Raw genomic sequence first — 627 nt, forward strand, 5'->3', positions numbered from 1 at the left:
CCCTGCATACGTATCACCTTGTTTACTTGCCCAGCTTCCGCCACCCATTAATCCCCATTGGCCAACAGAGCCGGAATGTTTGTAGGAGTACAAATCAGGTAGACCAAGCATCAAGTGTCCAAGTTCATGGGCAATCACGCCCATCGTAGATTGATGATCACCTTGGAAGTCAGCAAACAAGCAGTAATCTCGAATGGTCTTTCCATCGATCTCAATCGCATTATGACTATAACGATGAGGCCAAATGTACGGCGTATTTACCGAACCGGCAGATTTGTCATACCCCGCAAATACAAACATCACAGACAATTCGTCAGGTGTGATTTTGTCGTCGTTATTCAAATCGTAAGTAGACAAGTCCACATAACGGTCTAACTTGTCGTAAGCGGCTTTAAAAGCCTCATTTAACTTACTGTCACAAGTCGCATCATTTTTTGAGTGGCAATTCGGATGAGCGATATCCAACGTAAGGTCGATGACACCATCGTTCGCCGTACCTTCCGTTTCTTTCGCAGGCTCTACAATGTAACGTCCGTAGCTATTCTTACTGAAGTAGTCTTTTACACTTTGCTGATTATCACCAAAAATCACATTGGTGAAGTCATTCACAAAATCTTGGTTGTTAAA

General features: G+C 43.4%; 1 protein-coding gene. It reads right to left on the minus strand.

Annotation, left to right across the window (positions count from 1 at the left end):
• The coding region (locus R8N49_RS28265) for a M6 family metalloprotease domain-containing protein (protein ID WP_318190586.1) at positions 1 to 627 on the minus strand (627 nt) is incomplete at both ends.

This window comes from Vibrio sp. 1978, from assembly GCF_033344345.1.